Genomic DNA, 25,735 nt, shown 5'->3' with positions numbered 1-25,735 from the left:
CGATCTAGCGCGGGTGGCCCCCGCCGGCATCGTCACATCTTTGGTCGTGGTCATCCGCCGATGAGCTTGTCGAGCGCTGCGTTGGCGTCGGCGGTCGCCTGGTCGAGCGTCTTCGTTCCGGTCAGGTAGGCGGTCAGCATGTCCTTGATCGGGTTCTGACCGGATTCGACGTCACCCCACTTGGGGCTGGTCGGCACGGCGCGGCCGTTCTTGGACGCCTCGGCCATGACCTTGGTGAGCGGGTTCGCGTCGAGCGCGGACACGTCGGTCGAGGTACCGGGAACGTAACCGGCCTTGGCCAGCTCGGTCTGGTACTTCGGGGTGGAGAACAGCTTGACGTAGTCCTTGGCCGCGGCCGCGTTCTTGCTGTTGGCCGGGATGACCAGGTTCGAACCGCCGAGGAAGACCGGGGCCGACTTGTCGGCGGTCTTGCCCGGGATCGGGAACGCGCCCGACTTCTCCTTGATCGACGGGTCGGTCTTGGCGGCGGTGTCGACCTCACCCGGGACACCGATCATCATCGCGACCTTGCCCGCGCCGTAGATGCCGGCCTGCTGCGGCGTGGCCTCGTCGGCGTCCTTCGGGGCCTTGGTGCCCGAAGCCTCGGTGAGCTGCTTGTAGAACTCGAGCCCGGCCTTCGCCTGCGGGGTGTCCAGGGTCGACTTGAAGGACTTCCCGTTGGCCTGGGCGATGTCGCCGCCCTCGTCCCAGATGTAGGACAGCAGCTCGTACCAGTTCTGGCCGGGGTGGTAGACGGCCTGGAACTCGGGGTCGCTGCCGAACTTGGCCTTGAGCTTGGTGATCGCGTCGAGCCATTCCGCGCGCGTCTTCGGCGTCGCGGTGATACCGGCCTGCTCGAACATGTCCTTGCGGTAGATGACCTCGCGGTTGGCCGCGTAGAACGGGACGCCGTAGGTCTTGCCGTCGAATTCGCCCGAGGCCTTGAGGCCCTGGAGCCACTGGGCGCCGTTGAAGTCGCCGACGCTCGAGGTGAGGTCGGCGAGCACGCCCTGGTTCGCGAACGCGGGGGTCTGGGTGTTGCCCAGCTCGATCACGTCCGGCGGGTTGTCACTCGCCAGCGCGGTGGTCAGCTTCTGCTGGATGCCGTTCCACTGCTGGATCTCGTACTTGACCTTGACGCCGGGGTGCGCGTCTTCGAATTCCTTGTGGAGCGAGTTCGTCAGGGCTTCCGGGGCGGTCCCGGTCATGAGCCAGACCGTGAGCGTGCCGTTCGAGGCCGGAGCGCTCGAATTCGTGCTGTCGCCACTGCCGGAACCGGCGCAGCCCGCCGTCGCGAGGGTGATGGCGGCGGCGCCCGCAGCCATCTTGAGCCAGCGCTTCACTCGTGCCGTCCTTTCGATGCCCGGCCACCATGCCGGGCTCCCACAAAATGGTGTAGACCAATGCGGGCAGCGTGGTACGTACCACTCCGGCTGTCAAGCAGGTGGCCGGTTCGTTGTAAACGAGCCGCAATCTTTCACCTTGAGTGAGCGCATGATCACGCTGATGATCGGATTTCCGTGTCCTCGTCAGTGCCTCGCGAGGCACGCTGACATGCGGTTTTTCTTTGGCTGTACCGGTGATCGGGGCATTCGGCGGGAGCCCTTTGCGCCGTTCGGTGCAAAGATGGCGCGCGTTCGCCTAACCCGGGCGCGGCACGGTGATCACGGTCGAGGCCGAGGCCGCCGACGCGTTGCGAAAGCCACTTTCGCAACGCCTTTCGCGGGCTAGCGCAGGTCCTCGTCGTCGGCGGGCGGCTTGATGCCGAGCAGCGCCCGCGTCTGATCCTGGAGGAACCACGCCAGCGTCGCGCAGGCGATCAGCAGGATGAGCGGCAGAACCGGGCCGCCGTTGGGGAGGATGAACAGCTCCGTGATGCTCGCGCCGACCATGACCCCGGCCAGCAGGAGCGCCGACGGGCCGCCGAAACGGGGGATGAGCAGCCCGATCGCGCCGCCGACCTCGAGCACGCCGGTGACGTACCGGAGCCACTGCCCGAGCCCGATCTCGGCGAAGGTCTGTTCGGTGTGGCCGCCCGCGAACAGCAGGTAGCCGCTGTAGAGGAACTCGGCGGCGAGCGCGACGCGCACGACCCACAGCACGATCGAGCCGATCGGCAGGCTTCGGGTACCGCTGGCTCCGTCGGACATGCCGGGCATCTTTCTCCTGGTGAGCGCGGCTGGCAAGGTGCTGAAGGGCGCTTTCCCCGCATGCCATGAGGGGAAAGCGCCCTTCGCTTCGTCACATGCGGGGAAAGGCCCCTTCGGCCCCGGATCACCAGCGGCGAAAGGTGGGCACGTCACTTCTGTTCGCCGAGGAGTATCTGTTCGAGCAACAGGTCCACGTCCCGGGCGGAGTCGGCTTCGCCTATCCGGTGGAACGTTTCGGCGGCACGGAGCGCGCGGCGGGCGGCTTCCCGCACCCGGCCCGCGGCGCTGAGCACGTGGGCGGCGACGTGGTCGAGCTGGGCGGCGAGATGCTCCCTGACGGGCGCGGTTTCGGTTTCCACGGCGTGCACGGCGGTTTCCGCGGCGTCGAGCGCGGTCAGCGCCGCGTCGAGGTCGCCGGATCGCAGCCGGGAGAGCGTGGCGGCGTTGCGGCAGGTGGCGGCCACGTAGCCGCCGCCGATCGCCGAGGCCGCGTCGGCGGCCCGCGCGTAGAAGTCGGCGGCGTTCGCGCCGTAGCCGAGCAGGTCGAGTTGCTCGGCGGCGGCCATGCTCACCGAGATGTAGGAATGCCCGGTGTCGCCCGAGTCCTGGAGTATTTCGGCGAGGGCGGCGTATTCGTCGAAGGCGCGTGCGGATTCGCCGAGGGCGCGGTAGCTGTCGGCGTACATCCACCGGCAGCGGTGCGCCCAGTCCGGTGACGCGGTGAGCAGGGCGATGGTGCGGGGCGCGACGTCGAGCACGTCGTCGTAGCGGCCGGCGCCGTGCAGCGCGGTGACGAGGACGTACCAATGTTCCGCGGTGTCCTTGCCTTTCGACGCGGCGACACCGAGGGACGCGTAGGCGTCGTCGACGGCTTCGGAGAACCGGCCGGTGCCGATCAGTGAGAGCGCCCGGAGGTGGCGGAGATGTCCGCGCAACCGTTCCGGACCGCCCACGGGCAGCGTCGACAGCATGTTCTCGACGAAGATGTCCAGTTCGTCGAGCGCACCTGTGCGTTCGTACGCGATCCGGACCTGTTCGACGGCCTCGACGGCCTTCTCGCCGACGTTTCCGACGATGAAGGCGTCCGTCGCCGCCCGCGCGAGGTCCAGTGTGGTCACCGGATCCTCGCCGTCGCCGTTGCGCAGCGACGCTTCCAGGCACAGAAGGGTGCCGTGGAGCAAGGGATCGCCCGCTTCGCGAGCCCGCCCCGCTCCCCGTCGCAAGGCCTCGTACGCCTCGGAGGTCCGGCCCTGTCCGGAAAGCACGTGCGCCAGCCAGTATTCGCCCCAGCAGGCGGCGCGATCGTCCGTCCCGGCGCGCAACCGCGCCGCGGCCACCGTCGTCAGCGCGACCCCGGTCTCGGCCTGATCGTCGAAGACGAGCCAGAGGCCGAGCCAGCATTGGTTGAGCAGGAAACGGATTTCGTCGTTCCGGCCCCGGAATCCGGCCGCGGCGTCGCGCAGCCGTTCCTCGGTGTCGTCGCCCTGGAAGAAGATCGCGCGCAGCTCGGTCAGCCGAGGGGCGATTTCGTCCGGGACGGTTTCGATCGCCGCGAGACAGGCTCGTGCCTCCTCCGGCTCGCATCGGTGATTGTGGATCTCCGCGCGGATGACGAGTTCCTCCGCGGACAATCCCGGCGGGGGCACGATCGGGGCACGGGGGAGCGCGGCAGGCAGGAGCGGCACGAATTCCGCGACCGGGTTCGCGGCCATCTTCCGTTCGGCGTACGCGGTGAAGTAGCCGGTGTGATCGCGTTCGTCGAGTTCTTCGGCTTCGACGAGCGCCGCCGCCCGCATTCGCCGGTGGAGCCTGTTCAGGGGAACACCGTCGTAAGGTCCGTTGAGAACGAACGGGATCTCGCCGTATCCGGTTTCCGTCAGCCGGCGGGTGAGCAGCGCGGCCGAGGCGAAGAACTCCAGCCTGTCCACGGCGTCCGCGTGGTCGCCCACACCGTCCAAAAGCGACAGAAGATCGACACCGGTGTGCTCGTTGCCGGTGAGGGCGCAGAACTCCAGGCGCAGCGCGTGATCGCCGTAGCGGAGCGGATCCCCGGCGGACGCCCTCGTCACCCATCGGTAGGTCGACGCGGCCTCGGCGTACTTGCCGGCGGCCGCCAGTGGCACCAAGGTCCGGCAGAGCCGGGTGATCTCGGCTCCGCCGGAGCCGTCCGCGCGGCGCGGTTCCGCTTCCATGGTCCTGCCCCCAGAACAATGACGTCGACGCCGGATCTTAACTCCCGGCGCCGCGTCATGGTCCTGCTTTCGGGTGGTTCAGGGGACGCGTACGGCGGCGATTTGCGTCGCTTGCCCGATCAACCTGTTCTTCTCGTCCCAGAGTTCGGCGACCTCGTCCATCCGGTCGCCGCCGATCTCGCCCGCGCGCATCCGCACCCGAACCGGGCCCGGCGCCGGGATTCCGCGCAGGTACGCGGTGAACTGGACGGTCGGCGCCCAGCCCGCGATGCCGAGGTCGTAGGAGATCGGCGGCACCGGGTCGAGTGCCACGAGCAGGCTCACCGGATCCCAGTCGGTGCCGTCGGCGAGCCGCAGCCAGGACGAGATGACGCCTTTCCGGGACGGCTGTCCCACCGCGAACCCCGCCGAGGCCGGGTCGATCCGCTGCTCTACGACGTCCATCAGGCCGATCCGGAAGCCGCCCCCGCCGTCGGCCGGTACGGGCAGGCAATTCTGCTCCGGCGGGATCTCGACCGGGTCCACTCCGGACCACCATGCGTCACCGTCGGTCAGCACGCCCTGCGTGATCAGGGCTTCGGTGCAGGGCTTGTCGTGCTGGCTCAGCCGCGCGCGCAACTGGGTGAGCCCGCGGCCTTCGCGCAGCACCTCGACCTCGACGACCGCCGGGCCGGGCTCAGGAGCCACGGAGAACGAGCCGCTGATCGCGGTCAGATGCGGATGGGAGGAGACCTGGGCGGCGGCCCTGGCGAGTACGGCGAGCAGATAGCCGCCGTGCAGCTTCGTCCCGATCGTCCACTGTGGATCGAGTTCGGTGTCGAACACCGGGTGCTCGCCCCGGCGGACGAGGGCGGTCGCGGTCTGGAAAGGCGCCATGGCTCAAGCTGACATCGTCAAGTTGACGGTGTCAAGTCAATGCTGGCAGCATCACGGCATGGGCGCGAAGCGGACGAAGGCGCGGCCGGGTGAAGGGGAGAAGCTGCGGGGCGAGATCCTGTGCGCCGCCGAAGCCCTGCTCGGCGAGGCGGGGACCGACGAGGCGCTGACGCTGCGCGCCGTGGCGCGCCGGACCGGCGTCTCCACACCGTCCGTCTACGCGCATTTCCCGAGCCGCGATGCCTTGCTGGAGGCGGTCTGCCTGCGGGTGTGGGACGAACTCGCGCACCGGATGCGCGAACACGCCGTCGAGGTCACCGATCCGATGCGCGCGCTGAGCCGGTGCGCGCGGGTGTACGCGCGGTTCGCGCTCGACCATCCGGTGCAGTACCGGGTGCTCCTGATGCGTCCCTCCGCCGGCTCGTCTCCCGGTGCGATCGCCTGTTTCCGGTATCTCGCCGACGCGACGGCCACTTGTGTGCGGGCCGGCATCCTGCGCGGCGAACCGGAAGTGCTCGCGATGGGCCTCTGGTCGGCGATGCACGGCTGCGTGAGCCTGCTGATCGCCCAGCCGGGCTTCGGCTGGCCGGAGGAACCCGAGGCGCTGATCGACACCGTCATCCGGATGGCCGGTCTCGGCACGGCGCTCGCCTGCCGCGTCCCGCGGGACGCCATTCCGCCGAGTGCCGTACTGACGGAGGACCTCGACGGACTGGCGGCGGGCTGGGCGGTGCGGGCCGGGCGGACTGGATAGGCTCTGCGCATGTCCGAGACCCCGACCGCCGACGAGCGGCTCAAGGTGCTCGAGGCCATCACCGACACGTCCTTGGGGAAACTCGGTCAGGACAAGGTGATGGCCACGATCCTGGCTCGCGTGCGCGAAGTCCTCGGGGTCGACACGGCCACGGTTCTCCGGCTCGACCCCACAGTGCAGCAGCTGCAGGCCATCGCCGCCTCCGGGATCGAGGAGGAGGTCTACCAGGACGTCCGGATCCCGGTGGGAGCCGGTTTCGCGGGACGGGTGGCCGAGCAGCGGCGGCCGGTCATCATCGACCGCGTGGACGAGACCACGGTGGTGAACGCGCTCCTGTGGGAACGGGGGCTGCGCAGGCTGCTCGGTGTGCCGATGCTGGCCGAAGACGAGCTGGTCGGCGTCCTGCACGTCGGGTCGGTGACGGCGCGGGAGTTCTCCGAGACCGACGTCGAGCTGCTGCGGCTGGTGGCCGCGCGGCTCGCGCTGGAGGTGCAGATCGACGTCGCCGCCAGCGATCGCGCGGCCGCGGCGGCGCTCCAGCGGAGCCTGGTGCCCGCGCGGCTGCCCGCCGTCCCCGGGATGAAGTTCGCCGCCCGGTACGTGCCGGGGACCGAGCCCGGCGTCGGCGGTGACTGGTACGACCTGTTCTCGTTGCCGGACGGCGGTCTCGGCATCGTGATGGGTGATGTCGCCGGGCACGGCCTCAACGCCGCGGTGATCATGGGACGGCTGCGGAGCGCCCTTCGCGCCTACGCGCTCGAATCGGACGACCCGGCGGAAGTGCTGTCCAAATTGGACCGAAAGGTCCAGCATTTCGAGCCGGGAGCGCTGGCCACCGTCGTTTACGGGTCGGTGTCGGCTTCGCGGGACCGGGCGGTGATCTCGCTGGCCGGGCACCTGCCTCCGGTGCTCGCTGCGCCCGACAGCCCTTCGGTGTTCGTCGAGGCCCCGGTCGACCCGCCCATCGGTGTCACCGGACCGCGGCGACGAAGAACCGAGATCGAACTGCCGCCCGGCGGCGTGCTCGCCTTCTACACCGACGGTCTCGTGGAGCGCCGGGACCAGCTGATCGACGTCGGTTTGCAACGGCTCGCCGGCGTGGTCACCACCGATCCGCCTTCGGCGGTGTGCGCGCGGGTGATGGCCGCGCTCGTCGGCGCCACGCCGGCGCAGGACGACATCGCCCTCCTCGTGGCCCGCCGCGAACGGAACTGAGTCACCGGACCGGGTGGTTGGCGCGGAGGTTCACGGCCGCGAGCTCGACAGTCCTGGCGATCCGCCGCTCCCGGGTCTCCGGCTTCTTCGCCGTCAGGATCCATTCCAGGATCAGCCTTTTCGATGATGGCGGGAACTTCTCGAAATGGGTGCGGGCGGCCTCGTCGGCGTCGAGCCGGGCGCGCAGGTCCTCGGGGACGCCGTCACCGTCCGGCACGACCTGCCAGCGGCCCTTCTTCTTGGCGAGATCGATCATCGCCTGCCCGCGTTCGGTCATCAGTCCCTCGGCGATCAGGCGGGCGGCCCGCTCGCGGTTGACCCGGCTCCACGAACTCCTGGGGTTGCGCGGAGTGAACCGCAGCCGGGAGCTCGTGGCGTCGTTCTTGCGGTGCAGCCCGTCGATCCAGCCGAAACACAGGGCCTGCTCCATCGCCTCTTCGATGCGGACGCTGGGAACGCCGCTGTCCTTGTGCCGGATGACCAGCCAGACCTCCTTCGCGGTCCCGGCGTGCTCGGCCAGCCAAGCGCGCCACTCGGCGGGAGAGGCGGCGGTGAAGGTGGTCTCGTCCATGGCCGGGTTCCTTCCGTCGTAACGTCTGTGACCATCATCGGAAGCAAAGTGCTCACCGAGTGAGCGCTTTTCGAAGGGAGGTGGCCCCGGATGGAGATCTGGGTGAACCCGGCGTGTTCCAAATGCCGGTCCGCGGTGTCGATGCTGGACGAGGCGGGAGCCGAGTACACCGTGCGGAAGTACCTCGAAGAGCCGCCGACGGCGAAGGAACTGAAGGCCGTCCTCAAGCGGCTCGGCCTCGAGCCGTGGGACATCACCCGCACCGCCGAGCCGATCGCGAAGGAACTCGAGCTGAAGACGTGGGGGCGCGCACCCGCCGACCGTGATCGATGGATCGAGGCGCTGGTCACCCATCCGAAGCTGATCCAGCGGCCGATCATCACCGCCGACGACGGCACGACCGTCGTCGCTCGGACCCCGGAGGCCGTGCAGTCGGTGCTGCCAGGCTGACCACCTCGTGAGTGGTGAGGACGGTGCTAACCGTCCTCACCACTCACGAGGGTCACGCCAGCTTGCGGAAGAACTGCCGGATGTCGCCGACCAGCAGATCCGGCGCGTCCTGCGTCGCCCAGTGGCTGCCGCGGTCGAATTCCTGCCACGAAACGATGTTCGCGTGGTCCCGCTCGGCGAAGCGCCGCAGCGGCCGGAAGTCGTAGGCGAAACTCGCCAGCCCGGTCGGCGCGGTCGTCGGCTCGGCCGGGTGCTCGCTGTGCTTGTCCTCGTAATAGAACCGCGCCGCCGAGGCCGCGGTGTTGGTGAGCCAGTACAGCGTGGCGTTGGTGAGCACGTGGTCGTCACTCGTGGCCGAGAGCAGCTGCGCGCTCCACGCCAGCTGCCCGGTCGGCGAGTCGGCCAGCGCGTGCGCGAGGTTCTGCGGCGCGCTCTCCTGGAGTTTGGCGTAGCCGGACATGTCGTCGTTGAAGGTCTGCAGGAACTGCATGTACTCCAGTTCCTTCTCGGTCATGCCCTCGAACTCCGCCGGGTCGCCGCTGGGGAAGGAGAACAGCTGCGTGACGTGCACGCCGATCACGTGGTCCTTGTCGACGCGGCCGACCTCGGGGGCGACGAACGAACCGGCGTCGTTCCCGTGCGTGCCGTAGCGTTCGTAACCCAGGCGGCGCATCAGCTCGGCCCAAGCCTGAGCGGTGCGGTACCGGTTCCAGCCCTTCTCGCGTGTCGGGCCGGAGAAGCCGAACCCGGGCAGCGACGGGATGACCACGTGGAACGCGTCGGCCGCGTCGCCCCCGTGGGAACGGGGGTCGGTCAGCTGGTCGATCAGGTCGAGGTATTCGAAGACCGAGTTCGGCCAGCCGTGGGTGAGGATCAGCGGCTTCGCGTCCGGTTCCGGCGAGCGGACGTGCAGGAAGTGGATGTTCTGCCCGTCGATCTCCGTGGTGAACTGCGGGTACTCGTTGAGCTTCGCCTCCCACTTGCGCCAGTCGTAGCCATCGCGCCAGTACGACATGAGCCGCTGCACGTATTCCAGGGGCACGCCGTACTCCCAGCCCGGCGTGACCGGTCCGCGCTGCACCCCGTCGGTCACCTGGTCGGCGGGCAGTTCGTTCGCCCAGCGGACGCGGGCCAGTCGGTCGGCGAGGTCGTCCAGCTCGGCCTGCGGGATCTCGACGCGGAAGGGCTTGATCTCGGTGTTTTCGCTCATAGGACCAAGGTAGAGTTTCATTAGGAACGTTCCGTTCCTAAAGGAGGAGCATCCTGAAAAAATGTTGGAAACTTCGGCACGACTACTCCGTTTGCTCTCCCTCCTGCAGACTCCCCGTGACTGGACCGGTACTGAACTGGCGGAACGCCTCAAGGTCAGCCCCCGGACGATCCGCAACGACGTCGAGCGGCTGCGCGCGCTCGGCTATCCGGTGGACGCGACCCGTGGTTCGGTCGGCGGATACCGCCTGGGCGCGGGCGCCGATCTGCCACCGTTGCTGCTGGACGACGAGGAGGCCGTCGCCGTCGCGATCGGCCTGCGCACCGCGGCGGGCGGCACCATCGCGGGTGTCGAGGAGACGTCGTTGCGCGCGCTCGCCAAGCTGGAGCGGGTACTCCCGTCCCGGTTGCGCCGCCGGGTGAACGCCTTACAGGCGTACACGGTCCCGGTGCCGAGGGACGAGCCCGGCCCGCGTGTCGCCGCCGAGACGCTCACCGTGCTGACGGCGTGCTGCCGCGATCGTGAGGTGCTGCGGTTCGGCTACCTGACCCACGACGGTTCGGAAAGCGTCCGCAAGGTCGAGCCGTATCGCCTGGTGAACTGGGGGCGCCGCTGGTACCTCGTCGCCTGGGACCTCGACCGCGGCGACTGGCGCACGTTCCGCGTCGACAGGCTGACGCCGCGCGTCCCCACCGGTCCGCGGTTCACCGCGCGTGAGCTGCCCGAGGACGTCACGGACCGGGTGCGGCGCGGCGTCTCGTCCGCCGCATGGCGCTACCGGGCCGAGGTCACCGTGTACGCGTCCGCGGAGGAGGTGACCGCGCGGATCAACCCGGCCGTCGGGACGGTGGAGGCCGTCGACGCGAACACGTGCGTCCTGCACACCGGTGCGGACAGCATCGAGACCCTGGCCGTCCACTTAGGACTGCTCAACCGCCCTTTCCGCGTCACCGAACCTCCGCAATTAGTCGACTACTTGCGCGAGTTGGCCGACCGGTATCGCGACGCCACCCGCATTTAGTCCTCTGAATGCGGGGTTTCAGCGAGCGAAGGTGGTCAGGAACCGGTCCCGGAACGCGTCCATCTTCCACACCGGCGCGTTCCGGTCCGGGTTCAGGCCGTCCTGCCAGTTCCAGCCGGCGATCTTGCCGAGTACCGCCTTGTCCCGCGTGACCACCGTGATCGGGACGTCGTGATCCGCGCCCGGGCCGGCGACGATCGGGTTCGGCTGATGATCGCCCAGGAACACGAGCACGAGATCGTCGTCCCCGTACGTCTCCACGTATGAGATGAGCGAGTTCAGCGAATAGGCGATCGAGTCGCCGTACGCGCCGCGCACCTTGGCGGGATCGGTGAACACCTCTTCGGGCGTTTTTCCTTGGGAAGGCATGGGATTGTAGATCGACCCGTCCCCGACGGCGGCCCAGTCGACCATGCGGGGGAGCGGCGTCCACGGCCAGTGACTGGTGACGAGGTCGATCTCCGCCATCAGCGGCGGACGGTCCGCCTTCGCGCGAACGGCGCGCTGGAAAGCCGAAAGCGTGAACTGGTCCGGCATCGTGGCGTAGGAGAACGGCGGGCCGCGATAGCCGATGCCGCGCGAGTCGTAGTAGCGGTCGTAGCCGTAGACCTTGCCTTCGGGCCAGTCCTCCGTATGCGCCGGGACGACGCCGACCGTCTCCCAGCCCGCCCGTTTGAACGCGCCGCCGAGGGTGAACCGGTCGGTCTTCACGAAGTCGTCGTAACGGTGCTGGCTGTCGACCCAGACCCCGGATTGGAACGTCGAGTGCGCCAGCCAGCTCCCCGCGCTGGTCGTCGGCGAGGTCAGGAACGCGCTGCGCGAGCCGTATCCGGCGTTCTTCAGCCGCGCCGTCCCGGCGTCGAGAACCGCGTCGACCTTCGGCGCGATGTCCGAGTCCTGGACGGCCACCCGCCCGTAGCTCTCGACGAAGGTGAACAGCACGTCCTTGCCCCGCAACGCGTTCAGCAGCCCGGAAGCCGGAGTGTCACGGAAAGCGTCGACGGCGATCTCCTCGGCGAAGGCCTCTCTGTCCCGGATACCGGCTCGCACCTGGCGGAGGTCGTCGTAGGCGAAGGCGGCCGCGCTGCGTGACGCGAACGGCTGTCCCGGAGCGAGTTGCGCGCCGGTGACCGCGCAGACCATCCAGAGCACGCTGAGCACTGCCGTCACCCGGGTCGACGCGGTGCGCCGTCCGGCCACCACCCGGCTCAACCGCAGGACGGCGAGCGCCGTCAGCACGATCACGACCACGGCCAGCAGCGTCAGCCCGGCGAATGACGCGAGCGCGCCCGCCCGGCCGATCGACGTGCCGAGCAGGTCGACACCGTTGCCGAGCACACCCCAGTCGAACACCGGGTTGAACCGCCGGTTCAGCGCGAGCCCGAAACCGATGTCGATGGCCTTGAGCACGGTCAGGAACCCGAGGAGCGCGCCGGCCGACACCGCGACGACGCGTCGCGCGCCGTCGCGCAGCATGAGCACGACCGCCACCCCGAGCAGCGCCTCCACCGGCAGCCGCACGAACGCCTCCGGCGCCAGCCCGTCGAGGTCGTCCGGCGCGAGCAGGGCGAACAGCACGAGCACGGCGGACAGCGTCGTCGCCGCGCTGGACGCGATTTCGCGGGCTGTCGTCCGGTCGCCGGGCAGGCCGGCCAGTGCGGGACGCGGGAAAACCGACAAGGCGGGTTCCTTCCGGGGTGGACTGCCTTCATCGGGTTACACGGACGGGGGGCTCCGGCGGTTCAGCCCGAGTGCCACGTGCGCAGCGCCCACCACCAGCTGACGGTGTGTCGCACATGCGCTCCGCCGTCTTCCTCCGGCGGGTCGAGCGACGTTCCGGTGATCTCGCCCAGCCGGGAAAGCCGGTACCTGACGGTGTTCGCGTGGACGTGCAGCGCGGCGGCCGTCTGGTCGAGCCGCCGCCCGTGGTCGAGGTAGGCCAGCGCGGTCGAGACGAGTTGTTCGTGGAAGGGATCACCTGGCGTCAGCGCGTTCAGCAGGGTGCCTTCGAGCAGCGCGGCGAGCCCCGGTTGGGCGGCCAGCGCGGTCTCCACGGCCAGATCCGCCACCGCGTGCAGGCCGCGGGATCGCGCGGCTGTCGGCAGGGCCATCACGCACAGGGCGTACGTGCCGCGGACTTCGGCGAGCGGGACGGCGGGGGAGGCCACCATGAGCACGTCGTCCCCGAGCGCCGCTCGCGTGGGGAGCCGCGGCGCCAGCCCGGTCAGCCGCCCTTCGACCAGGCCGAAGACGCCACCCGTCGCGCCGAGCCGTCGCTCGACGACGCGTGCCTGGTACGGATCGCCGACGTCGGCGAGCAGGCAGTGGTAGCGCCCGCCCGGGTTCAGCCCGGCGTTCGCGACCTCCTCGGCCGAAGGCGCCGTCGTGTCGCCGCCCAGCAGCCGCCGCAGCAACCGGGCGCGGCTGTCGTGCACCGTGCGGGAGAGTTCGAGTTCGGCTTCGTGATACCCGGCGATGACCTGGCGTTCGAGCGCGCGGGTGTTCCGGTCGAAATCGACCAGTGCCGCCAGCATGACGTCGTCCGGTACCCCGGCCGCCTTGCCGCGTTCGACGGCGATCTCCACCGCGCGGCTGCGGCCCGCCTGCACCCCGCGCAGCAGCGCGGCGAGCGGCACGCCCTGCGCGGCCCGGTCCGCGCCGAGCACGGCGGCCGCGGCGTAGTCCTGCTCCCCGGCTCCGCCCGGCCGGTCGAACGAGGCGAGCCCGGCGGCGAGCACGATCGCGACATGCCGCCGGTTCTCGTCCACCGGCAACCGCGCCACTTCGGGCGACTCCGTGCGGGCTGCCCGGACCACTTCGTCGACGACGCCGGCGTCGGCCGCCATCTCCCGCAGCACGTCGTGGAGCGACCGGTGCGCCATCGCCACCGCCTTCCCGCGCGGATTGTGTCCGGTGCACAACGAAGCCGGCGGTCCTTGGCGACCGTCCCCTACCGAGGGTGTCCGGCCGGTTGGTTTCCTGTGAGCTACCGAAAGGTAACAGGCCCTCGCCGAAAGGTGCGCCCGATGCGGAAACGCCGGTTGCTGAACACCGTCCTCGTGACCTGCCTCGCCGTCACGGCGCTGGGCCCGGTGCCCGCCGCCGCGGCGGAAGACGGCCTGCGGCAGGTCCTGTTCGTGGGCAACAACTGGGAGGGGACCGCGGACGTCATCGCGCCCTCCGGGGACTACGCCAAGATCGCGCGCGTGAACATGGTGCCGGACAAGGACGAACGGCTCACCGAGATCTACCTGAACCCGATCAAACTCGCGTTCTTCCTCGGCATCCGCAACGGCGTCGGCGAGGGACACGACCAGCTCGTCGACGACCTCTACACGACCCCAGACGGCCGCGCGGTCGTCGCGTCCCGCCCGAGCTTCGCCGACGTCGTGTCGATCGACCTCGCCACCGGCCGGGTCAACTGGCGGTTCCCGGTGTCGGGTTTCCGGTCCGACCACATGGCGGTGTCGCCGGACGGCCGCAGCATCGCGGTCTCCGCTTCGACGTCGAACACCGTCCACGTGCTCGACATCGAGACCGGGCGGCAGCTCGGTTCGTTCAAGACCGGCGACAAACCGCACGAGAACACCTACACCGACGGCGGCCGCTACCTCTGGAACAGCTCGATCGGCGAGGTGAACACCGCGCTCGACGCGCCGTGGCAGGACTTCACCAAGGGCGACCGGAAGCTCACCGTGGTCGACGCCAACACCTTTCAGCAGGTCAAGGTGATCGACATGCGCGAACGCCTGGACGCGTTCGGGCGCGAGGACCTCTCCGACGCGGTCCGGCCGGTGGCGTTCACCCCCGACGAGTCGAAGCTGTACTTCCAGGTGTCGTTCTTCAACGGGCTCCTCGAATACGACGTCGCCACCGACCGGATCACCAGGTCGAAGACGCTGCCGAAGAACCCGAACACCAGTGAGGACCGCACGACCTGGGTCAACGATTCGCGCCACCACGGGCTCTCGATGAGTCCCGCGGGCGACAAGCTCTGCGTCGCCGGGACGATGGACGACTACGCGACCATTGTGGACCGTGCGAGCCTGCGGGAAGGACAGCTCGTGACCGCCGCGAAGCCCTACTGGGCGACCGTGAGCGGCGACGGAAAGCATTGCGTCATCTCGGAAAGCGGATCGGACCAGGTGACCGCGATCGACTTCGCGACCGGCGCGAAGGTCAAGTCCGTGCCCGTCGGCGACCACCCGCAGCGCATCCGGATCGGCCACGTGCGCACCGGTAGTCTGCGCGGGTGAGCGAAGAGATCTGGGCGGCCCTCGGTGCGACATCCCTCGACGAGGTGCGGCGGCGTGCCGCGGTGATCGACGCGGTCACCGAGATCGAGCCGATCGAGGTGGACGGCGCGGTGCGCTACGCCTGGAACGACGGCGGCGGCCAGTCGGCCGTCTGGTATTTCACTCCGGACGGGCGCGCGCTGCTGCTGACCTTCGACCACGAATCGGCGTTGAACCTGTACGCCGAAGGCACCTACTCGGTGCAGGAGGCGCTCTACGGCGGTGTCCCCGAAGACCTCGTCGCGCTGGTGCGGAACCGGCCGGAGAACTACGAATCCCTGAACATCGTCGATGCGGAGACGGGGGCGACGATCCTCTACGCCGGTGGCGTGTTCTGGTTCGACGGCACGAGGTGGGCGCAGGCCGAAGGTTTCCTCGCCCACTGCCGCCGGGAGGGGCTGGACCCGCTGAGCGAGTCGGGGTTCACCTACTGCCTCGGCGACTACCGGTTCGGCGAGGAGTTCTCCCCCGAGCTGATCGTCGAGGACCGGGCCGCCGACGGCTGGTACGAGGACGACGCCGAACGGGAGAAGTCGCTGGCCGAGATCCGCGAGATCTTCTCGCGGCTCGGCTGAGGAGTCCGCTCAGCGCACGATCTTGGCTTCCCTGTGGCACCGTTTCGGGAATGAGTCTGCGCCTGGGACCGCTGCTGCGGCATGTCGACGAGACGTCGGCGACGGTATGGGTCGAGACAGACACGGCAAGTGAGGTCGAAGTACTCGGCACGACCGCGAGGACGTTCGAGATCAAGGGCCACCACTACGCCCTGCTCGTGCTGACCGGTCTCGAACCCGGTTCGTGCGTCGAATACGAAGTGCGCGTGGACGGCGAAAAGGTGTGGCCCCTCGCCGATTCCGGGTTCCCGCCCAGCCGGATCCGGACGCTGCCCGAGGACGAGTCGCGGGTCCGGCTCGTGTTCGGCTCGTGCCGCAAACCGCACGAAGACGACGCCTTCGGCCCGGACGCGCTGGCCGCGTACGCCCGCCGGATGGCGGCCGGCGCGGAAACCGAGTGGCCGCAGGCGTTGCTGATGCTGGGCGATCAGGTCTACGCCGACGAGACCACCGACGAGACGCAGGAATGGCTGAAACAGCGCCGCGACGTCTCCGAGCCGCCGGGCACGGAGGTGAAGGATTTCGAGGAGTACACCCACCTCTACCTCGAAGCCTGGGGTGAGCCGACGATCCGCTGGCTGCTCTCCACCGTGCCGACGTCGATGATCTTCGACGACCACGACGTCCGCGACGACTGGAACACCTCGCACACGTGGCGGGAGCGGATGCGCGCCCAGCCGTGGTGGCGGGGGCGCCTGCGCGGGGCGATCATGTCGTACTGGGTCTACCAGCACCTCGGGAACCTCGGCCCCGCCGAACTCGCCGAGGACGCGACCTTCCAGAAGGCCCTCACCTCCGGAGGGGACAACGCCGGCCTGCTCACCGCGTTCGCCGACGAGGCCGACGACGACCGCGACGGCACCAAAGGCGCGCGCTGGAGCTATCGCCGCGACTTCGGTGGAGTGCGACTGCTGGTCATCGACACCCGGGCGGGGCGGATCCTGACGGGCGGTGCCCGGTGCATGGTCGACGACGACGAATTCGACTGGATCGAGAACAACGCCGCCGCGCCCTGCGACCACCTGCTGATCGGCTCCTCGCTGCCGTGGCTGCTGCCTCCGGTCGTCTCCCATCTGCAGTCGCTGAACGAACGCGCGTGTGAGCGGCCCGGATGGCGGGGGAAGCTCGCGGAGAAGATCCGTCAGGCCGCGGACCTCGAGCACTGGGCGTCCTTCCGCGCTTCGTTCGACCGGCTCGCGACGATGATCGCGCGTGAGGGACGCCGGGACGAACCGCCCGCCACCATCGCGGTGCTTTCGGGCGACGTCCATCACGCCTACATCGCCGAGGCGCGCTATCCCGAGCCGGTGACCTCGACCGTCTTCCAGCTCACCTGCTCCCCGGTCCACAACGCCATGCCGCGCCCGCTCCGGCTGGCCTTCGCCGCCACGTGGTCGTCGCCGGTGGCGTCGATCGCGCGGCGCTGGGCCCGCCGGGGCGGCGTCGCACCCGACCCGCTGACCTGGTCCAAGGTGTCCGGCCCGCATTTCGGCAACGTCATCGCCACGGTCGAGACCGAGGGCCGGGCGTGCGTCACGACGATCGAACAGGCCATCGGCGACGGGCTGGTCGAAGTGGCCAGGCGGAGGCTGGCCTGAGCCCGTTCCACGCTGGGTAATATCGGCGCGTGACAACCTCTGCCGAAACACTCGAGTTCCAGTCGGAGGCACGTCAGCTGCTCCAGCTGATGATCCACTCGATCTACTCGAACAAGGACACCTTCCTGCGGGAACTGGTGTCCAACGCCTCCGACGCACTGGACAAACTCCGCCTCGAAGCGTTCCGCGACAAGGACCTCCAGGCGGACACCGACGATCTCCACATCGAGATCGCGACCGACCCCGAAAACCGCACCCTGACCGTGCGGGACAACGGAATCGGGATGAGCCGGGACGACGTCGTGGCGCTGATCGGCACGATCGCGAAATCCGGCACCGCCGAATTCCTGAAGAAACTGAAAGAGACCAAGGATTCCGCGGCTTCACAGGATCTGATCGGCCAATTCGGCATCGGCTTCTACGCCAGCTTCATGGTGGCCGACAAGGTCACGCTGCTGACCCGCCGCGCCGGATCGGACGAGGGCGTCCGCTGGGAGTCCGAGGGCGAAGGCACGTACACCATCGAGACGGTGCCGGACCTGCCGCAGGGCACGTCGGTCATCCTGCACCTCAAGCCCGAGGACGCCGAAGACCAGCTCTTCGACTACACCTCGGCCACGAAGATCAAGCAGATCGTCAAGAAGTACTCGGACTTCATCACCTGGCCGATCCGCATGACCGAGGGCGACGAGGTCGTCACGGTCAACTCGATGAAGGCGCTGTGGGCCCGCCCCTCCAGCGACGTCACCGAAGACGAGTACAACGAGTTCTACAAGCACGTCGCGCACGACTGGAACAACCCGCTGGAGACGATCCGGCTGCAGGCCGAGGGCACCTTCGAGTACCAGGCGCTGCTGTTCCTGCCGGGCCACGCGCCGCTCGACCTGTTCATGCGGGAGCGCAAACGCGGCGTCCAGCTGTATGTGAAGCGCGTCTTCATCATGGACGACTGCGAAGCGCTGATGCCGGAGTACCTGCGCTTCGTGAAGGGCGTCGTCGACGCTCAGGACCTCTCGCTCAACGTCTCGCGCGAGATCCTGCAGCAGGACCGGCAGATCCAGTTGATCCGCCGACGGCTGGTCAAGAAGGTCCTTTCGACGGTCAAGACCCTGATGGCCGACGAGAACCCCTACAAGTACGAGACGTTCTGGAAGGAGTTCGGCCGCGCCGTCAAGGAAGGCCTGCTGGACGACCACGAGAACCGCACCGCGATCCTCGACATCTGCTCGTTCGCCTCGACGAACGATCCGGAGAAGCTCACGTCGTTGCGTGAGTACGTCGAGCGGATGAAGGACGGCCAGGAGCACATCTACTACCTGACCGGCGAGTCGCGGCAGAGCATCGAGAACTCCCCGCATCTGGAAGCCTTCAAGGCCAAGGGATACGAGGTGCTCGTGCTCACCGACCCGATCGACGAGATGTGGGTCGACGCGGTTCCGGGCTTCGAGGAGAAGCAGTTCCAGTCGGTCGCGAAGGGCGAGGTCGAACTCGACTCCGACACCACCGACGAGCAGAAGGAAGAGTTCTCCGGGCTGCTGACCTGGCTCACGAAGACCCTTTCCGACCAGGTCAAGGAGGTGCGGCTCTCGTCGCGGCTGACGACGTCGCCTGCCTGCATCGTCGGCGACACGAACGACGTCACCCCGACGCTGGAGAAGATGTACCGCGCGATGGGCCAGGAACTGCCGCAGATCAAGCGGATCCTGGAACTCAACCCGGGCCACCCGCTGGTGTCCGGGCTGCGGGACGCCTTCGCCTCGCAGGGCGAGAACGACGGACTCGCCGAGACCGCGGAACTGTTGTACGGCATGGCTTTGCTCGCCGAAGGCGGTGAACTGGGCGACCCCGCCCGCTTCACGAAGCTGCTGGCCACCCACCTCCAGAAGACCCTGTAGGGGCTGAAGGGGACTTTCCCCGCTCCATCCATGCCCCCGCCACCACCCTCAACGGAGGCGCTGCGCGCCCCGACGATCGCGGCCGCGACGCCCGGCTGGGTCGCGACCCAGTTGATCGCGACCTGGNCACCGCATCGCATGCGGTGAAGGGCCCCTTCAGCCCATTACGGCCTGGTCTTCCAGAGCACCAGCACGAAATACGGTGTCCCGACCATCGCGATGACCAGGCCCGCCGGGATCTGGGCCGGCGCGATGACCGTCCGCCCGAGGGTGTCCGCGACGCTCACCAGCAGCGCCCCGAGCGCCGCGGCCACCGGGATCACCCGGCCGTGCCGTCCGCCGACGAGCGAACGCGCCAGATGCGGCGCGACCAGCCCGACGAACGCGACCACGCCGATCGCGGACACGGCGGTGGCCGCCAGGATCCCGGAGGCGGCCAGCACGACCAGCCGCGACCGTTCGATGCGCATCCCGAGCACGCGCGGGGTGTCCTCGTCGAGGGCGAGCAGGTCGAGTTCCCGGTGCTTGATCCACAGCAACGGCGTCAGCGCGAGGAGCGCCAGTGCCACGGGTGCGACCTGTTCCAGCGTGCGGCCGTAGGTCGACCCAGAAAGCCAGGTCAGCGCCTTGGCGGAGTTCCACGGGTCGGAGACCACGATCAGCAGCGTGATCAGTGCCATCCCGGCAGACCAGACCGCGATGCCGATGATCACCAGCCGGTCCGAATCTAGCCCCGACCGCCAAGCCAGCCCGTAGACCAGCAAGAACACCACGGTCGCGCCGACGCCGGCGGCACCGGCGATCGACCAGGCGCCGACCGCGGGGACGATGGTGATCAGGGTGATCGCGCCGAGCCCGGCGCCCGCGGTGATGCCGAGCAGACCGGGTTCGGCGAGCGGGTTGCGGCTGACCGACTGGATCCCGCAGCCCGAGACCGCCAGCGCGGCACCGGCGAGCAGCGCGGCCAGCACCCGCGGAAGTCGTTGGTCCAGCACGAAAGTCAGCGCGGTCCCGGTGTTGCCGGTGACCCAGTTCGCGAGGTCGCCGAGCAGCACCATCCGGTCGCCCAGCATCAGGCCTGCCACCGGGACGGCGGCGAGCAGCGCCACCAGCACGACGGAAATGGCGACGAGCCGCCGGGTCGATCCGGCGACCCCGACCCGTCCTGCCGGAGCGGGACGGCGTGAGCCGCTGCCCCGCCCCCGCCGCGCCAGCCACACCATCACGACGGCGCCGACGATCGTGGTCACGACACCGGTCGGCACCCGCACGGCGGCGGCCGAACCCATGATCGCCCGCAGGACGACGTCGGCGCCGAGCACCGTCACCACACCGACCAGCCCGGACACCGGCAGCAGCGCGCGGTGTTTGGCGATCGGCAGCAGCAGCCGCGTGATCACCGGCGCGCTCAGCCCGACGAACCCGACCGGTCCGGCCACGGTCACCGCCGCCGCGGTCAGCGCGACGGTCAGCACGACCGCGCCGATCCGGGTCCGGCGCACCCGCAAGCCGAGCACGGTCGCGTTGTCGTCACCGAGGGCGAGGACGTCGAGTTTGCGGCCCATCGCGATGAGCGCCGCCACGGCGATCACCACGATCGGCGTCATCTGGGCGGTCGCCCGCAGATCGGAAACGGTGAGCGAACCACTGCCCCAGGCGAACAGCCCGGACGTCTCCTGCTCGAACAGGAGCAGCAGCAGGATGGTCACCGACTGGAGCGCCAGCAACACCGCCGAGCCGACGAGCACCAGCCGCGGGCTCGCCGAACCGCCGCCCGCCAGTCCCAGCACGATGACGGCCGCGGCGAGCCCGCCCGCGAACGCCGCCCCGCCCACCGGCACGAGCGGCAGCGAAAGCCCGAACGCGGAAATGGCCACCACGGCGAAATGCGCGCCCGCGTTGACCGCGAGCGTGTCGGGCGAGGCGAGCGGGTTCCGTGCCACGGACTGCATTCCCGCGCCCGCGACGCCGAGCGCGACCCCGAGCAGCAACGCGGCGAGCAGCCGGGGGACGCGCGAACCCTCCAGTACCGCGAGGGTCTGCGCGTCGCCCTGGCCGAAGATCGCCTTCACCACGTCCAGCGGACCGGACGTCGAGGTGCCCTGGGTCAGGTGGACGCCGGCGAGGACGACGATGAACACCACCAGCCCCGCCGACACCACCGCGGTGCGCACGGCTTGCGGCGCGCGCAGTTCCTTGATCATCAGGCGGTGATGGCCTTCACGATCTGGTCGGCGGTCATGATGACCGACTTCGGCCCGCCGAAGGTCCATGTCCCGGCCTCCAGCTTGTGGATCTTCTTCGAGACCACGAACGGCAGGCGCTGGTAGACGGCGTTCTGCGCGAGCCCGGTGGTGAAGACGTCCTCTTCGGCCGCGCTGTAGAACAGCACGGTCTTCGGGTCGGTGAGCGCGGTCAGGCCTTCGACGTCGGTCTGGCCGAGACCCCACTGCGGATCGACCTTGCCGGTCCAGGCGTTCTTGAGGCCGACGGCCTCGGCGGTGTCGGAGACCAGCGAGCCCTTGCCGAACGGGCGGATGCTGACGGTGCTGCCTTCGAGGTAGCCGTCGGCCATCAGAAACGGGGTGCCCGCGGCGCCCTTGGCCTCGACGGCCTTCTTGCCCTCGGCGAGTTTGGCGTCCATTTCGGACAGTTGCTTGTCCGCCTCGGACTCCTTGCCGACCGTTTTCGCGATCAGCTTGAAGTCCTCACGCAGGCGGTCGAAGTTACGGCTCGCGTCGCTGGCCTTGGTGACCACGACCGGCACGTACTTCTCGATCTGCGGCACCAGCGTCGAGTCGCGCTCCTCGGCCATGATGACGACGTCGGGGTTCAGCCCGACGATCGCGTCGACGCTGGGCTCGTTGCGCTTGCCGACGTCCTTGACCTCGGCGGACAGCGGGGCGGCCTTGTCCCAGACGTTGTAGCCCGCGACGTCCGCGGCGCCGACCGGCATGACCCCGAGCGACGCGACCATCTCGGCCTCGCCCCACTCGAGCGCGACGACGCGCTTGGCCGGGGCCTTGAGGTTGACGGCCTTTCCGCGCGCGTCGGTCACCGTGACCGGTCCGCTCGCGGCGCCGGTGTCGCTCGGCGCGTCCGCGGTGTTCTCGGTGGTGCCGCAGGCGGACAGCAGCAGGGCCGTCGCCGCGACGAGGACGGCAGGGGTCAGCAAACGCATGGTTCTTCCTGGATTTCTCAGGCGGGCCTGGGCGAATGCCGCCCGAGTGGCCTGCAGTGGATCGCGCCCGTCACCGGGTCGTTCGCGACGTGGACGGTGACGCCGTAGGCCTGGGAGAGGTGCTCGGTGGTGAGCACCTGCCCGATGTCACCCGTGGCCACGATGGTTCCCTCGCTCAGCAGCACGACCTCGTCGGCGATGATCGCCGCGTGGTCGAGGTCGTGCAGCACCACGCCGACCGCGACGCCTTCGTTGGCCAGATCGCGGACGACGTCGAGGATCTCGACCTGATAGCGCAGGTCGAGATGGTTGGTGGGCTCGTCGAGCAGCAGCACCGAGGTCTGCTGGGCGAGGCAGGAAGCGAGCCAGACACGCTGGAGTTCGCCGCCGGAGAGCTCGTCGACACCGCGTTCGGCCATCGCCGTCACGCCGGTGAGCTCCATCGCGCGGCGGATCGCGGCGGCGCCGTCGATGTCCACCCCGCGCCAGCCGGAGCGGTACGGGTACCGGCCGTAGGAGACGACGTCGCGCACCGAAACGCCGCTCGGCGTGGGCCGGTGCTGGGTCAGCAACGTGACCCGCCGGGCGAACTCCTTGCCGGACAACGCGTTCCCGCCCCAGACGGCGCGTTCCCCGAGGCGGACGCCGCCCTCGCGGGGTTTGTGCAGCCGCGCCAGCGAACGCAGGAGCGTCGACTTGCCGGAGCCGTTCGGACCGACCAGCGCGGTCACCACGCCGGCGCGCAGTGACAAGGACACGCCGTCCACCACGGCCCGCTCTTGGTGCGCGAGCACCAGGTCATGGCCGGTGAGCAGCGCGTCTTCCGTAGACATGAGGGGAGCCTAACCTAAGGGAAGGTGGCAACCCATGTCACGAGAGACACAGAGCGCGGGGTGATTGTCCGGTTACGGGAGCTGAAGGACGCCTTCACCGCATCTCACGCGGTGAAGGACGCTTTCGTTGCATCGCATGCGGGGAAAGTCCCCTTCAGCCCCTCGCGAGCTCCCGTCGCCGCTTGGCCAGCCGCTTCCCGACGATCCCGTGCCGCGGCCCGAACAGGTACACCAGCGTGAACCCCGCGCCCTGGACCAGCACGATCATCCCACCGGACGCGGTGTCGAGGTGATAGCTCAGGTACAGCCCGGTCACCGCCGCGAGCACCGAGAACGAGGGCGCGATCACGAGCATCCGGCCGAACCGGTCGGTCAGCAGGTACGCCGTCGCGCCGGGGATGATCAGCATCGCCACCACGAGGATCACGCCGACCACCTGCAGTGCCACCACCGCGGTCAGCGCGAGCAGGCCGAGCAGTGCGGCCCCGAGCACCCGCGGGTTCAGCCCGATGGCGTGCGCGTGCGTGGGATCGAAGGCGTACAAGGTGAAATCGCGGCGTTTGAGCACCAGCAGGGTGAGCGTGATCGCGCCGAGGACGCCGATCTGGATCAGGTCCGAGGTGGCGACGCCGAGCAGGTTGCCGAAGATGATGTGGTTCAGATCGGTCTGGCTCGGCGTCACCGAGATCAGCACGAGCCCGAGCGCGAACAGCGTGGTGAACACGATGCCGATCGCGGCGTCCTCCTTGACGCGGCTGGTGTCGCGGACGACGCCGATCAGCGCCACGGCGAGGAAACCGAAGACGACGGCGCCCAGCGCGAAGGGCGCGCCGAGGACGTACGCGAGCACGACGCCGGGCAGCACCGCGTGCGAGACGGCGTCGCCCATCAGCGACCAGCCGATCAGCACCAGCCAGCAGGAGAGCACCGCGCAGACCGCCGACGCGATGACCGTGGACGCCAGCGCCCGCACCATGAAGTCGTAGCTCAGCGGTTCGAGGAACAGGTCGTAGAGACTCACGCGGGTTCCTCTTCCCGTTGCAGGACATCGAGTCCGAAGGCCAGCGCGAGGTTCTCCGGCCGGAGAACCTCGCCGGGGGAGCCGTGCGCGAGCACCTTGCGCATCAGCAGGATCGCCTCGTCGGCCAGTCCCGGCAGCGCGTGCAGATCGTGCGTGGAGATCAGGACCGCGGCGCCGTCGGCCGCGAGTTCCTTGAGCAGCCGCGTGATCGTGGCTTCGGACCGCTTGTCCACGCCGGCGAACGGCTCGTCCAGCAGAAGGACACGGGCGCCTTGCGCGATGCCGCGCGCGACGAAGGCGCGTTTGCGCTGCCCGCCGGACAATTGGCCGATCTGGCGTCCGGCGAGTTCGGTCAGTTCGACCCGCTCCAGCGCGTGGTCGACGGCTTCGTGGTCGGCGCGGCGCGGCCGCCGCGTGAAGCCGAGCCGCCCGTAGCGGCCGGTCATCACGACATCCCGCACCGCCAGCGGGAACGACCAGTCGACGTCCTCGCTCTGCGGCACGTACCCGATCACGCCGGTCTTGCGGGCGCGGACGGGGGTGCCGCCGTCGATCGACACCGTGCCGGTGTCCGGCCGGACCATGCCCATGATGGTCTTGAACAGCGTCGACTTGCCGGAGCCGTTCATCCCGACCAGTCCGCAGACGTGCCCGTGTTCGAGAGTGACGTCGACACCGTCGAGCGCGAGGACGTCGCCGTAGTGCACGGTGACGCCTTCGACGCGGATCGCGGCCGTCACGGCTTCGCTCCGGTGAGGGCGGCGACGATCGTCTTCGAGTCGTGGCGGATGAGGTCGAGGTAGGTCGGCACCGGGCCTTCCGGACCGGACAGCGAATCCACGTAGAGGACGCCGCCGAACGCGGCACCGGTCGCGGAGACGACCTGCTGCATCGGGGCGTCGGAGACGGTCGACTCACAGAACACCGCGGGGACCTTGTTCTGCTTGACGAATTCGATGGCGCGGGTGATCTGCTGCGGCGTGGCCTGCTGTTCGGCGTTGACCGCCCAGATGTACCGCTCGGTGAGGCCGGTGTCGCGCGCGAGATACGAGAAGGCGCCTTCGCAGGTGACCAGCGCTCGTTCGTTCTGCGGCAGACCGCTCAGCGCACCCGTCATCTCGTCCCGCACCTCCTTCAGTTTCGCCTTGTAGGCGTCGCCGTTGGCCTTGAACACGGCGGCGTCGCCGGAGGAGAGCTCGCTGAACGCCTTCACCATGTTGTCCACGTAGATACCCACATTCGTCGGGGACATCCACGCGTGCGGGTTCGGCTTTCCCTGATAGGCGTCTTCGCCGATGGCGATGGGCTGGACACCCTCGCTGACCACCTTGTGCGGCGCGTCGCTCTCCTTGACGAACCGGGCGAACCACGCCTCCAGGTTGAGTCCGTTGTCGAGGATCAGGTCGGCCTTGGCGGCCTTTTTGATGTCGTCCGGGGTGGGCTCGTAGCCGTGGATTTCGGCGCCGGGTTTGGTGATCGACTCGACCCGGAGCTTGTCGCCCGCGACGTTCGAGGCGATATCCGCCAGGACCGTGAACGTGGTCAGTACGACGGGCCGCTTGTCGTCCCCGCCGCCGCTCGTCGCGTCGCCCGCGCCGCCGCACGCGGACAGGACGAGTGCCGTCGACGCCGCCAGCGCGCACACGGTCTTGCGCAGATTCGCCATGCCGCGAGTCTAGAGTTCGGTACACCGAACTTCCAACTCTCGTGTGCCTTAAATCTCCGGGTGAACCCGCGTCCGCGATCGACGTCGGCAGGACACGGCCTGGCCGGACCGGGCAGGCCGAGGAGGAAGGGCGCCCTGCCACCGCGATAGCGGGGCCTTCGGCCGGGCGGGTTCGCGCGTTGTGTCCGTTCCC

The 25,735-nt window shown here is 69.2% G+C and carries 22 protein-coding genes; 8 read left to right on the top strand and 14 right to left on the bottom strand.

The window, feature by feature from the left end:
• Positions 1-50: 50 nt before the first annotated feature.
• The 4 genes from LCL61_RS38015 to LCL61_RS38000 all read right to left on the bottom strand — a co-directional run bounded on the left by LCL61_RS38015 (position 51) and on the right by LCL61_RS38000 (position 5,218).
• The gene (locus tag LCL61_RS38015) at positions 51-1,343 is read right to left on the bottom strand and encodes an extracellular solute-binding protein (protein ID WP_340684210.1); all 1,293 of its coding nucleotides are present in this window, start codon (positions 1,341-1,343) and stop codon (positions 51-53) included.
• A gap of 384 nt (positions 1,344-1,727) precedes the next feature.
• Positions 1,728-2,150, bottom strand: coding sequence for a DoxX family protein (locus LCL61_RS38010; RefSeq protein WP_340684209.1), 423 nt, complete (start codon positions 2,148-2,150; stop codon positions 1,728-1,730).
• Positions 2,151-2,299: 149 nt separating this feature from the next.
• Complete coding sequence (locus LCL61_RS38005) at positions 2,300-4,342, bottom strand: hypothetical protein (protein ID WP_340684208.1); 2,043 nt, start codon at positions 4,340-4,342, stop codon at positions 2,300-2,302.
• Positions 4,343-4,420: 78 nt separating this feature from the next.
• Positions 4,421-5,218: a thioesterase family protein gene (locus LCL61_RS38000; protein WP_340684207.1), complete on the bottom strand. Its 798-nt coding sequence runs from the start codon at positions 5,216-5,218 to the stop codon at positions 4,421-4,423.
• Between the two features lie 58 nt (positions 5,219-5,276).
• Between LCL61_RS38000 and LCL61_RS37995 the strand changes: the two genes are divergently transcribed.
• Both LCL61_RS37995 and LCL61_RS37990 read left to right on the top strand, forming a co-directional pair.
• Positions 5,277-5,972, top strand: coding sequence for a TetR/AcrR family transcriptional regulator (locus LCL61_RS37995; protein ID WP_340684206.1), 696 nt, complete (start codon positions 5,277-5,279; stop codon positions 5,970-5,972).
• 9 nt (positions 5,973-5,981) lie between these two features.
• Complete coding sequence (locus tag LCL61_RS37990) at positions 5,982-7,187, top strand: GAF domain-containing SpoIIE family protein phosphatase (RefSeq protein ID WP_340684205.1); 1,206 nt, start codon at positions 5,982-5,984, stop codon at positions 7,185-7,187.
• A gap of 1 nt (position 7,188) precedes the next feature.
• On the opposite strand, the gene LCL61_RS37985 is transcribed toward LCL61_RS37990, so the two are convergent.
• Positions 7,189-7,758 (bottom strand): YdeI/OmpD-associated family protein, encoded by a 570-nt coding sequence (locus LCL61_RS37985; protein ID WP_340684204.1) that lies wholly within the window; start codon positions 7,756-7,758, stop codon positions 7,189-7,191.
• A gap of 90 nt (positions 7,759-7,848) precedes the next feature.
• On the opposite strand from LCL61_RS37985, the gene LCL61_RS37980 reads away from it, so the two are divergent.
• On the top strand, positions 7,849-8,208 hold the full coding sequence (locus LCL61_RS37980; protein ID WP_340684203.1) for an arsenate reductase family protein: 360 nt from the start codon (positions 7,849-7,851) through the stop codon (positions 8,206-8,208).
• Positions 8,209-8,260: 52 nt separating this feature from the next.
• On the opposite strand, the gene LCL61_RS37975 is transcribed toward LCL61_RS37980, so the two are convergent.
• Positions 8,261-9,418: an epoxide hydrolase family protein gene (locus tag LCL61_RS37975; RefSeq protein ID WP_340684202.1), complete on the bottom strand. Its 1,158-nt coding sequence runs from the start codon at positions 9,416-9,418 to the stop codon at positions 8,261-8,263.
• 61 nt (positions 9,419-9,479) lie between these two features.
• On the opposite strand from LCL61_RS37975, the gene LCL61_RS37970 reads away from it, so the two are divergent.
• Positions 9,480-10,439, top strand: coding sequence for a YafY family protein (locus tag LCL61_RS37970; RefSeq protein WP_340684201.1), 960 nt, complete (start codon positions 9,480-9,482; stop codon positions 10,437-10,439).
• Positions 10,440-10,457: 18 nt separating this feature from the next.
• On the opposite strand, the gene LCL61_RS37965 is transcribed toward LCL61_RS37970, so the two are convergent.
• Both LCL61_RS37965 and LCL61_RS37960 read right to left on the bottom strand, forming a co-directional pair.
• Positions 10,458-12,119: a sulfatase-like hydrolase/transferase gene (locus LCL61_RS37965; RefSeq protein ID WP_340684200.1), complete on the bottom strand. Its 1,662-nt coding sequence runs from the start codon at positions 12,117-12,119 to the stop codon at positions 10,458-10,460.
• Between the two features lie 62 nt (positions 12,120-12,181).
• Entirely contained in the window at positions 12,182-13,321 is a 1,140-nt protein-coding gene (locus LCL61_RS37960; protein ID WP_340684199.1) for a helix-turn-helix domain-containing protein, read from the bottom strand.
• Positions 13,322-13,465: 144 nt separating this feature from the next.
• On the opposite strand from LCL61_RS37960, the gene LCL61_RS37955 reads away from it, so the two are divergent.
• From LCL61_RS37955 to htpG, 4 genes are read left to right on the top strand one after another with little or no spacing between them, the layout of a single operon-like run.
• Positions 13,466-14,695 (top strand): YncE family protein, encoded by a 1,230-nt coding sequence (locus LCL61_RS37955; protein ID WP_340684198.1) that lies wholly within the window; start codon positions 13,466-13,468, stop codon positions 14,693-14,695.
• Positions 14,692-15,309 carry a hypothetical protein gene (locus tag LCL61_RS37950; protein ID WP_340684197.1) on the top strand — a complete coding sequence of 206 codons (618 nt, stop codon included), beginning with the start codon at positions 14,692-14,694 and terminating at the stop codon, positions 15,307-15,309. Before LCL61_RS37955 ends, LCL61_RS37950 begins: the two co-directional genes overlap by 4 nt.
• A gap of 50 nt (positions 15,310-15,359) precedes the next feature.
• Positions 15,360-16,946, top strand: a complete 1,587-nt coding sequence (locus LCL61_RS37945) for an alkaline phosphatase D family protein (RefSeq protein WP_340684196.1) — start codon at positions 15,360-15,362, stop codon at positions 16,944-16,946.
• 29 nt (positions 16,947-16,975) lie between these two features.
• Entirely contained in the window at positions 16,976-18,841 is a 1,866-nt protein-coding gene (htpG, locus tag LCL61_RS37940; protein WP_340684195.1) for a molecular chaperone HtpG, read from the top strand.
• A 164-nt stretch (positions 18,842-19,005) separates the two neighbouring features.
• On the opposite strand, the gene LCL61_RS37935 is transcribed toward htpG, so the two are convergent.
• The 6 genes from LCL61_RS37935 to LCL61_RS37910 form a co-directional block, all read right to left on the bottom strand.
• Complete coding sequence (locus LCL61_RS37935) at positions 19,006-21,045, bottom strand: iron ABC transporter permease (RefSeq protein WP_340684194.1); 2,040 nt, start codon at positions 21,043-21,045, stop codon at positions 19,006-19,008.
• On the bottom strand, positions 21,045-22,022 hold the full coding sequence (locus tag LCL61_RS37930) for an iron-siderophore ABC transporter substrate-binding protein (RefSeq protein ID WP_340684193.1): 978 nt from the start codon (positions 22,020-22,022) through the stop codon (positions 21,045-21,047). Before LCL61_RS37930 ends, LCL61_RS37935 begins: the two co-directional genes overlap by 1 nt.
• 17 nt (positions 22,023-22,039) lie before the next feature.
• Complete coding sequence (locus LCL61_RS37925; RefSeq protein ID WP_340684192.1) at positions 22,040-22,855, bottom strand: ABC transporter ATP-binding protein; 816 nt, start codon at positions 22,853-22,855, stop codon at positions 22,040-22,042.
• 154 nt (positions 22,856-23,009) lie between these two features.
• Positions 23,010-23,876, bottom strand: coding sequence for a metal ABC transporter permease (locus LCL61_RS37920; protein WP_340684191.1), 867 nt, complete (start codon positions 23,874-23,876; stop codon positions 23,010-23,012).
• Positions 23,873-24,616, bottom strand: a complete 744-nt coding sequence (locus LCL61_RS37915) for a metal ABC transporter ATP-binding protein (protein ID WP_340684190.1) — start codon at positions 24,614-24,616, stop codon at positions 23,873-23,875. Before LCL61_RS37915 ends, LCL61_RS37920 begins: the two co-directional genes overlap by 4 nt.
• Positions 24,613-25,542, bottom strand: a complete 930-nt coding sequence (locus tag LCL61_RS37910) for a metal ABC transporter substrate-binding protein (protein WP_340684189.1) — start codon at positions 25,540-25,542, stop codon at positions 24,613-24,615. The genes LCL61_RS37915 and LCL61_RS37910 overlap by 4 nt, the downstream gene beginning before the upstream one ends.
• Positions 25,543-25,735: the final 193 nt, after the last annotated feature.

The organism is Amycolatopsis coloradensis, from assembly GCF_037997115.1.
Taxonomy (GTDB): Bacteria; Actinomycetota; Actinomycetes; order Mycobacteriales; family Pseudonocardiaceae; genus Amycolatopsis; species Amycolatopsis coloradensis_A.
Note: the sequence above shows the minus strand (reverse complement) of the source record. Positions and strands in the feature narration are given on the sequence as shown.

Coding starts and splice junctions, on each gene's coding strand:
- LCL61_RS37990 (WP_340684205.1), top strand. CDS start 5,982: ATGTCCGAGACCCCGACCGCCGACGAGCGGCTCAAGGTGCTCGAGGCC.
- LCL61_RS37995 (WP_340684206.1), top strand. CDS start 5,277: ATGGGCGCGAAGCGGACGAAGGCGCGGCCGGGTGAAGGGGAGAAGCTG.
- LCL61_RS37960 (WP_340684199.1), bottom strand. CDS start 13,321: ATGGCGCACCGGTCGCTCCACGACGTGCTGCGGGAGATGGCGGCCGAC.
- LCL61_RS37930 (WP_340684193.1), bottom strand. CDS start 22,022: ATGCGTTTGCTGACCCCTGCCGTCCTCGTCGCGGCGACGGCCCTGCTG.
- LCL61_RS38010 (WP_340684209.1), bottom strand. CDS start 2,150: ATGTCCGACGGAGCCAGCGGTACCCGAAGCCTGCCGATCGGCTCGATC.
- LCL61_RS37925 (WP_340684192.1), bottom strand. CDS start 22,855: ATGTCTACGGAAGACGCGCTGCTCACCGGCCATGACCTGGTGCTCGCG.
- LCL61_RS37910 (WP_340684189.1), bottom strand. CDS start 25,542: ATGGCGAATCTGCGCAAGACCGTGTGCGCGCTGGCGGCGTCGACGGCA.
- LCL61_RS37945 (WP_340684196.1), top strand. CDS start 15,360: ATGAGTCTGCGCCTGGGACCGCTGCTGCGGCATGTCGACGAGACGTCG.
- LCL61_RS37985 (WP_340684204.1), bottom strand. CDS start 7,758: ATGGACGAGACCACCTTCACCGCCGCCTCTCCCGCCGAGTGGCGCGCT.
- LCL61_RS37975 (WP_340684202.1), bottom strand. CDS start 9,418: ATGAGCGAAAACACCGAGATCAAGCCCTTCCGCGTCGAGATCCCGCAG.
- LCL61_RS38005 (WP_340684208.1), bottom strand. CDS start 4,342: ATGGAAGCGGAACCGCGCCGCGCGGACGGCTCCGGCGGAGCCGAGATC.
- LCL61_RS37955 (WP_340684198.1), top strand. CDS start 13,466: ATGCGGAAACGCCGGTTGCTGAACACCGTCCTCGTGACCTGCCTCGCC.
- LCL61_RS37980 (WP_340684203.1), top strand. CDS start 7,849: ATGGAGATCTGGGTGAACCCGGCGTGTTCCAAATGCCGGTCCGCGGTG.
- LCL61_RS37970 (WP_340684201.1), top strand. CDS start 9,480: ATGTTGGAAACTTCGGCACGACTACTCCGTTTGCTCTCCCTCCTGCAG.
- LCL61_RS38000 (WP_340684207.1), bottom strand. CDS start 5,218: ATGGCGCCTTTCCAGACCGCGACCGCCCTCGTCCGCCGGGGCGAGCAC.
- LCL61_RS37935 (WP_340684194.1), bottom strand. CDS start 21,045: ATGATCAAGGAACTGCGCGCGCCGCAAGCCGTGCGCACCGCGGTGGTG.